A 7,902-nucleotide genomic window follows, 5' to 3' on the forward strand; every position below is an offset into this window, starting at 1 on the left:
CCTTGAGCCTGCACTGTGGTTGAGGTGAGGGTTTAGTGAACTCTTACATTCGGTTGTAGCTTACTTTAGATGATCATCTCTTTAGTTTGAGCATCTCGTTAAGCCAATTCTTTGGTTCGTTATTATGCCGTTTTATTTAACGACTTTAGCGATTGATTTCGCACTTTTAGTTGGCCAAGACCATAAGGTTTCATTACCCGGTTCAGGATGGCGCGGAACATTCAGCGCTAGTATTAACGAACATACGGCAAAGCCCGCCCCTATGTAAAATACAAAGGCGGGATCGGTTAACCATAATAAGCCCAAAAGCACAGGAATAATCACAGCCGCTATGTGGTTTATGGTGAAACTGACTGACATAGTGGCGGCAATATCTTTGCTGTCGGCGATTTTTTGAAAATAGGTTTTCATCGCAATTGCCATCGCAAAAAGTAAATGATCGATGACGTAGAGTGCTGCCGCCATATTGGCTTGTTCGACTAGGGCATAGCTGATAAAGACTAAGATGAGTCCGATATATTCCACAGTAAGCGCATTACGCTCACCAATACGTCCAATCAAACGACCAATAGCAGGCGCAAAAAGTAGATTAACGGCATAGTTGATTAAGAACAGCGCAGTGATTTCACTGACGCTATAACCAAACTTTTCAACCATCATAAAGCCCGCAAATACCATAAAGATTTGCCGCCTTGCACCTGAAAAAAAGGTGAGTAGGTAATAGAGCCAATAGCGTTTACGCAGTATGATTTTTTTGTGTTGTATTTCCGTTGTCTCAAACTTGGGGTAATACCATGTTATGGTTAGCACAATGATGAGACCTAATACGCCTATAATCAAATACATATGCAGGTAGTCTAGCTTCAACCAAGTCATTACTAGCCAAATGCTGGCATAACCGACTAAAGCGGCCGCCGAACGCCACGCCAGTGCTTTACCCATAAAACCCGCCGCGTCTTTTTTATCGACCCATTGCAGCGTTAGCGATTGGTTGATGGTTTCAAAATAGTGAAACCCGACAGACATCAACACCGTCGTCAGATACAAGCCGATGACTTGAGGAAAGAAACCTGTTACCGCTACGCCGATACATAAAATGGCGAGCGAGAGCAGTGCGAAGGCTTGTTCTCGAATGAGCAGCAGCACAAAAATTGCCGTAAAAGCCAAGAAGCCGGGGATTTCGCGCAGGCTTTGTAACATGCCGATTTCAGCACCAGTGAATTGGGCTTTCTCAATCACGAAGTTGTTGAGCAATGCCTGCCAAACGGCAAACACGAGCGACATAACAAAGGTCATCCACAGCAAGAGTGCTTTAGGATCTTTTGCTTGAATAGCTTTCATGGATAAGGGACTCAGGCGATAAGTGTTCAAATGCTAATGCTTTTTTCTTAGGTTGGCTATATAAGGTGTGACTTATCCCTTTCAATTTTGTAACAATGTTTAGGCGAATTAACTCTCTAGGTTACAAAGACGCTAAAGCGAGAATATACCTAAGGCGTTATTTTTGTGAGGCAGTTAAAACTACCGCATATACTTGGGGTGTTTGGCGCTAAGCCCGTGATCTATTTCATGTAAATTGGCGGGTAAATCACCTAGTATGAAATATCATAATTGTCATTTTACTTTTGCATACCAAGTTAAATTCCACTGGAATGCCAATGACTCTGAGTGTCCATTGCTACTTTTAGCGCATTTAGTCTGAGCGTTGTGATGTCATTTGATATGCCAAACGGGCATAGAGAGTCGAAATTAAGTCGCCTACATCGTCTTTTCTAGGCCGCTTATTGTTATTTTGCTTGGGATTAATCGAGGCTAAATTGAAAAGAATTCTTATCATTTACTCTAGTGTTCACGGCCAAACCCAAAAGATTGCTAAAAAGCTCGCACAGCAGTTAATGGCTTTGGGTAATGAAGTGGTTACTGCCGATATCAAGGCCGCTCCAGTGCTCACTGAGTTCGACAAAATCATCATAGGCGCCAGTATTCGCCATGGTAAACATAACCCAAGTTTGTACGAGTTTATTGAAAAGCATCAAGCCGTATTGACGGATAAGGTCAGTGGTTTTTTCTCTGTCAGCTTAGTGGCACGTAAACCCGAGAAAAACACCCCAGAGACCAATCCTTACATGCAGGCATTTTTAAGTAAAACCACTTGGCGGCCACAATTGCTGCGCGTTTTTGGGGGTAACTTGAATTACCAAGGCTATAACGCTTTAGATAGAAATATTATCCGTTTCATCATGTGGTTAACGAAAGGACCTACGGACCCTGTTACCAATGTTGAATACACGGATTGGCAGAAAGTGACTGAGTTTGGTGAGCAGATCCACAACGCTTAAGCTTGATATCAAATTTCGGTGCTTCATTTAGCCCTATTCTATTCGCGCCCTGCAAGCTGTATGCATGTCTTAGTCACAAGGGCAAAGGAGCATTAAATATGATCAGTATGATGACTAAACTTCGCTCCTTGTGCCGAGTCATTATGGCGCAACTGCATGTGTGGATTGTCGTGTTGACTATTTTACTCGTGTGTTCCAGTCCGTGGATTTTTATGGGCCGACGGATACCCGATAACGCCAGTTTTTGGGATTATTTGCATGTATATTTAGGTTTAGCGTGCACTGTGCTTGGGATTCTTTTCTTACTCAGCAATATCTTGCGTGGCAAGTGGCACCAATACTTTGGCTGGTTGGCGGGCGATTGGTCACAGTTAAAGCAAGATGTTGTTGGACTTACTAAAGGTAAATTCCCCGTCGCTGGTGGCAAAGGGCTGTTTAGTGCCATAGAAGGTATTGGCATGCTGTTGCTGGTGGCTACAGGGGTTACGGGTCTAGTTTGGTTTATCGTTCAAGGGACGCCAACGGCACTGACATGGCGTGGTTATCACCAAGTCTTTGCGCAGGCTTTTATTGGTTTCTTGATCCTACATCTCGTCTTGGCTGCGAGCCATATTCTTGACTTTATTCGGCAATAAACTTCAGAACCCATATTGAGCGCTTATACCAATCACTTGGATTGAACACGCATAAAAATGGCCTCCTAATTTGGAGGCCATTTTTTATTTCAACAATTGTTTTGAATTAGCTAAGAGGTTGCTGACGGGTCACACCAATTGCGGCGGCGAAGACTAGAAATAACCAGCCTAGACTGCCACCCGATGAGGTTTTAGCGGGGGCAGCATCTTTCTCAACTGCAAGGTAGTTAATTAACCCAATTAACTCATCTAAGGTTTTGATGCTGTTTAAATTTACCGCATATTTATCGTTCACGATAAAGGCGGGGACGCTGTCGATTTTGAATTCATTCTGCTGAGTGCGCCACAGGGAAAGCTTTTCATTAGTGCTTTTGCTATCGGCTAATTCATCGTATTTAGCAGCATCGACACCAAATTGGGCGAAGACTTTTTTGATGTCATCACGGCTGTTAATTTGCGGCTCGTGCTGATGGCCAGGTGCACTATGATCGTGGCCGTTTGCGCCCTCTGCACCTTGGATTGCGGTAAACATGGCATGGGTTAAGGCATCTTTGTTATCAACGCTTTGGATCACGGCTAATGAACGCATCACTTCGGTGCCAATGTCGCTATTCATAAAGTCGACATGCTTATTGTCGAAACTTATCTGTTTGTTGAGGTTTGCCTTGATATCAGGCAAATAGTTGGTTTCCATATTGAAGCAGTTATGGCAATAAAATGAATAGAATTCAGTGAGTTTTGGTTCGCTGCTAGGCGCTTTGGTCGAGATTTGAGTGTAATGTGTGCCTTCTACAAAATTGGCGGCAAAGGTGCTCAATGGTGCAATCGCTAAGGTTACAGCCAAGGCTAATTGTTTAATCATAGTTTCCTCAAATTCGGTGGGATTGAATTCACAATGTCAGTCGTTGTTATCGTTGACATTCAACGGTCAACATAAGAGATAGAGTGAGCTTCAACCTAGGAGTTAAGCTAGCCAAAATGCCAGCGTTGACACATAGGTTCAGGTTAAATGGAAAGGCTTAATTATGACTGAATTGACATGAAGCTAGTAGGCTAAATCTGTGATCTCAATGGAAGTTTTACCTTAGATTTGGCAGGACTGTAGACAGGATCGCATCGCTAAGTCGGTGCATGTTGATTAAAGCCCAGTTCTGCATCATCACTGGCTAAATTCTTACGCAATATCCCTAAGCGACTGCCAAGCTTCGCACACCTCGCGAAAACGCGCCGCATCGCCATCGGGCCTGTCTGGGTGCCATTTGAGCGCTAAACGACGCCATTGCTTGCGGATATCACGGGCGGTAGCACTCTCGTCTAATTCGAAAACTCGCAGCGCGTTACCTTTGTTCATCAGATTGATATTTAAGCCAATATAGCTCTTATAATTGCTCCAGAATGCCTCAAGTAATTCTCGTACTACGTTTTCGCTGGTGTCGTAGTTATTCCAATCGAGGTAATACTCACGCAGGGAAGTATCTTGCATTATCAGCAGGTTAACGTTTGATGGTACTAAGCGGAAGATTTGAATTTCCATGGCTTTGACTTGTAGCCATTGCTTGGGCAGTAATATTTCCTGCAGTTCAAACAGGGCGTTCATCAGTAGGAAGTTACGTTTGAATAAATCGTTACCCGGATTTTCATCAAGCTGGTGGATCAGCCCTTGGGTTTGTAATTCAGTGGCTAAGTGATGGATTTTCCAACTTTGATTTGAGGCTTGTAAAACCGTAAGCAACGGCCAGATCAGTGGGTTATCGCCCTTAGTGTTTGCAACTCGAATCGATTGAGGTTCTTCAGTGAGTGAGGGTTTGGCAAATAACATACTGACTGTCCCATCCTAAATTGTGAGTGTTACCAATGCGCCGATAAAACCGCTGGGCTGCAACAAATATGACTCGAAAGGCGACGATAAATGATCATTCACTAAGTTGAGCCGCAAACTATGCCACAGAGCCAAAGTGTAGGCAAAGATGAATTTTAGAGCAATACCGTGATTGTTTACTCCTACTTTAGATGGTTTCTCGGCGTAAATAAGCCGTTAACAGCAGTTAGGTTTTAGGGGAAGGTAGTTAAGAGAGGGCTAGCTTTAGACATGATGCCCTTGTTTATATCACATAAAATCAAGGGCATGCTTATTTTTCACATAGAGTGAAGGACTAGATTTCGGTGAAGATCACTTCTTGATCTAAGCGAGACTTAGGCAATTTAGCGTTGAAATCATTTTCTGAGTGATAACCCAAGGCGACAACCACGCAGGCACATAGACCTTGCTCTCTTAAGCCTAGGACTTGATTCATTTTAGTGGCATCAAAACCTTCGATCGGACACGCATCAATATCTAATACACTTGCACCGAGCATTAAAGTGCCAAGCGCTAAGTAGACTTGTTTTTCCATCCAATGCTGGGCATCTTTCAGCTCAAATTTATGCATATTCGCGAAGAAAGAACGGCCATTATGTTGGCCTTGCTTGGCTTCTTCATTAGCAAAGCGGCCATCCTTCGCTTCTTGCTCGAGCACTTGCAGTAAGTGTGCTTCATCTAATTGAGCACGAGCACAGAGTACGAGTACATGGGAAGCATCGAGAATTTTTTGGGTATTAAACGCATAGTTTTCGGTCGCTTGGGCAACTAACGCTTTACCTTCCGCCGTACTCGCTAACACAAAATGCCAAGGCTGTGAGTTAGTCGATGATGGGCTGTACTGCAATAAGGTTTTGATTTCTGCTATTTTATCCGCAGGAATCGTCTTAGTTGGATCAAAGGCCTTAGTGGTGTAGCGCTTTTTGGCGAAGAAACTTAAATCACTCATGTAACGGCTCCAAATCATTAAGGAATACAAATTCAATGGCAGCATTTTAAGCAGGTTTAAGTAAAAAACAATGTGATCAAGGCAGGTATTAGTTTCAAAAAAAATTTGAAACTGGGTGCTTATGCGCACTAGACAAAGCTTATGTGTGATGGAGTAGATGGCATGAAGTTTCAGACAATCCCAATTATGCGGATCTTTGATGAAGATAAAGCCAAAGAGTTTTACCTTGGCTTTCTGGGGATGGAATTAGATTGGGAACATCGCTTTGAGGATGGCTACCCGATTTATATACAAGTTTCACTTGGTAATTTTGTTTTGCACTTGAGCGAACATTCAGGCGACTGTACTCCTGGCTGTAAGGTTTTTGTGAATGTGAGTGAACTTGATCAATTATTTGCTCATGTGACTTCTAAGCCATATAAATACAACAAACCTAGTATTGAAGATGCGCCTTGGGGCGATCGTTGCTTTACTGTAACAGATCCGTTTTCAAACAGGATTTTGTTTAATGAAGCAGCAGACACATAACAGAGTGAGGCATTCGAGGCCTGCGGCATTTACAAGTTTACGCGCATGGGCACTGCGTTATGCTTTCAGGAGAAAAAATGAGTTCAGTTGAATTGTGGAAAAGCTTTGTTGACGAGTTTGCTCAGTTACATGATGGAGTATTTGAAAAATGGGTCTTGCAAGACGGGAGCTATCCAAACAGGCAGGAAAATTCAGAAATAAATGAGTTCCTAATGTCACTAACTGTCCAGCAAAGAGAGATTCTCGTCAAGATGCTTATTAATGCTAGACGTGGTGGTATTCATGATGCCTTAGTACGACTTAATGACAGAATGGACTGCGAAAATGGTCAGTATTACGAAAACGGCATTGAGATGGAATTTCAGCCCTTTGGTTCCACCCTTTACTATGACTATGTTTGTCGCCGAGAAGGGGATAATTGGGAGCAAGAATAGGTATTATCGGAATATCTCGCTTCCAGTGATCACCCTGCATATAGCCTAGCACACAGCTTAATGATTTCAGTTACTTAACAAAGCAATCGCTGGTTGAAGGCAAACCAAAGTGCATTATGTTGTTGGTTTAAAATGGATGGCTTGATTTATTATTCGCTAACGCGGATCCGCTTATACCCAACGTTATGTGTAAGGGAATCTTAATGATCGAAAGACCCAAAGTAATAAACCTCACAGAAGCCAGAACGATTCGCAAAGTCCATTGCGGAGAGTGTAACTGGGAGCAGGAAATAGCTGCTATCACTGAAGCTGAGATAAAATGTTGCCCTTGGTGCGGCTGGAGCGATCTGGAAATAAGTACTTTAAAAGCAGAAGGTGGCTTCCAAGAAATAGAATGTCAAAAGCACGGTAGAGTTACGGTTCTACTACCTAGCTGCAATATTGATCCACTAGACTTCATGAACAACTTATTTTGTCCATTCTGTGAGTAACACATAACAATGCAAACCAGCCTGATGGCTTTTTCGTTCCTTGTTTTGCTACGCTATCGCAAAACAATCCACTACAAAGCAGCGGCTGTTTGCGGCTTATGCGTGAAGAGAGATCGGATATATAAATGGAAAAAGCATTAATAGATATTAGGTATTACGCTAGCGACTCCCTATATGAGACAGGTAAGAGTCTACCTTCGAGTTGTTCTAGCTTTTTCAAATTTCCTAAGCTGCTTCATTACTGGGGTGCTCGTATAGCCACAATACTTGGTGCAAATGGATTATCCCTCGGAGAATTCGATCACCTATATGTAAACTACACAAATGCTATTCCAGAAGGCACGATGGTTTTTTCCGATAGAACACCAGAAAAGTGGCTTAGGTATATAGACTGCGGTGTAAATTTTGAGAAATTAAAATTGTAGTGGTCAAGTAAAATTGGCCACGGTTTTAGAGTCATTCCAATATAAACGTTCTGACTCATTTGGCGTTAACCCACCATTATATTGATGGGGTCTGGTCTCACTGTAATATCCAGTGATGTAATTTGTGATCTCTTTATCTGCTTCTGTAAAATTCCCATAACCACTGGCGGGTATCCACTCAGATTTCAAACTTCTAAAGAAACGCTCCATTGGTGCGTTATCCCAACAATTCCCGCGACGACT

At 42.8% G+C, this 7,902-nt stretch carries 9 protein-coding genes; 4 read left to right on the top strand and 5 right to left on the bottom strand.

The features are described from left to right. Nucleotides 1–132: 132 nt before the first annotated feature. Nucleotides 133–1,341, bottom strand: coding sequence for an MFS transporter (locus L5M38_RS07140; protein WP_173242993.1), 1,209 nt, complete (start codon nt 1,339–1,341; stop codon nt 133–135). 476 nt (nt 1,342–1,817) lie between these two features. Here L5M38_RS07140 and hemG point away from each other — a divergent pair, with 476 nt between their 5' ends. Further along, the gene (gene hemG / locus L5M38_RS07145; RefSeq protein WP_113939252.1) at nt 1,818–2,339 is read left to right on the top strand and encodes a menaquinone-dependent protoporphyrinogen IX dehydrogenase; all 522 of its coding nucleotides are present in this window, start codon (nt 1,818–1,820) and stop codon (nt 2,337–2,339) included. Nucleotides 2,340–2,446: 107 nt separating this feature from the next. Further along, nucleotides 2,447–2,974 carry a cytochrome b/b6 domain-containing protein gene (locus L5M38_RS07150; RefSeq protein WP_263178660.1) on the top strand — a complete coding sequence of 176 codons (528 nt, stop codon included), beginning with the start codon at nt 2,447–2,449 and terminating at the stop codon, nt 2,972–2,974. A gap of 106 nt (nt 2,975–3,080) precedes the next feature. Here the strand turns inward: L5M38_RS07150 and L5M38_RS07155 are convergent, their stop codons facing one another. From L5M38_RS07155 to L5M38_RS07165, 3 genes are all read right to left on the bottom strand, one after another. Beyond that, nucleotides 3,081–3,836: a DsbA family protein gene (locus L5M38_RS07155; protein WP_263178657.1), complete on the bottom strand. Its 756-nt coding sequence runs from the start codon at nt 3,834–3,836 to the stop codon at nt 3,081–3,083. Nucleotides 3,837–4,148: 312 nt separating this feature from the next. Further along, nucleotides 4,149–4,793, bottom strand: a complete 645-nt coding sequence (locus L5M38_RS07160; RefSeq protein ID WP_006082872.1) for a DNA-J related domain-containing protein — start codon at nt 4,791–4,793, stop codon at nt 4,149–4,151. Nucleotides 4,794–5,127: 334 nt separating this feature from the next. Further along, on the bottom strand, nt 5,128–5,781 hold the full coding sequence (locus L5M38_RS07165; protein WP_028761757.1) for an oxygen-insensitive NAD(P)H-dependent nitroreductase NfsB: 654 nt from the start codon (nt 5,779–5,781) through the stop codon (nt 5,128–5,130). A gap of 162 nt (nt 5,782–5,943) precedes the next feature. Here L5M38_RS07165 and L5M38_RS07170 point away from each other — a divergent pair, with 162 nt between their 5' ends. Both L5M38_RS07170 and L5M38_RS07175 read left to right on the top strand, forming a co-directional pair. Beyond that, on the top strand, nt 5,944–6,309 hold the full coding sequence (locus L5M38_RS07170; protein WP_105251592.1) for a glyoxalase superfamily protein: 366 nt from the start codon (nt 5,944–5,946) through the stop codon (nt 6,307–6,309). A gap of 77 nt (nt 6,310–6,386) precedes the next feature. Beyond that, on the top strand, nt 6,387–6,743 hold the full coding sequence (locus L5M38_RS07175; protein ID WP_263175809.1) for a DUF6547 family protein: 357 nt from the start codon (nt 6,387–6,389) through the stop codon (nt 6,741–6,743). A gap of 919 nt (nt 6,744–7,662) precedes the next feature. On the opposite strand, the gene L5M38_RS07180 is transcribed toward L5M38_RS07175, so the two are convergent. Continuing rightward, nucleotides 7,663–7,902, bottom strand: a 240-nt coding sequence (locus L5M38_RS07180) for an integrase core domain-containing protein (RefSeq protein WP_263147013.1), incomplete at its 5' end; no start/stop codon positions are given.

Origin of the sequence: Shewanella sp. SM101, from assembly GCF_025654465.1 — a bacterium.
In the GTDB taxonomy this organism is placed as follows: Bacteria; Pseudomonadota; Gammaproteobacteria; order Enterobacterales; family Shewanellaceae; genus Shewanella; species Shewanella oncorhynchi.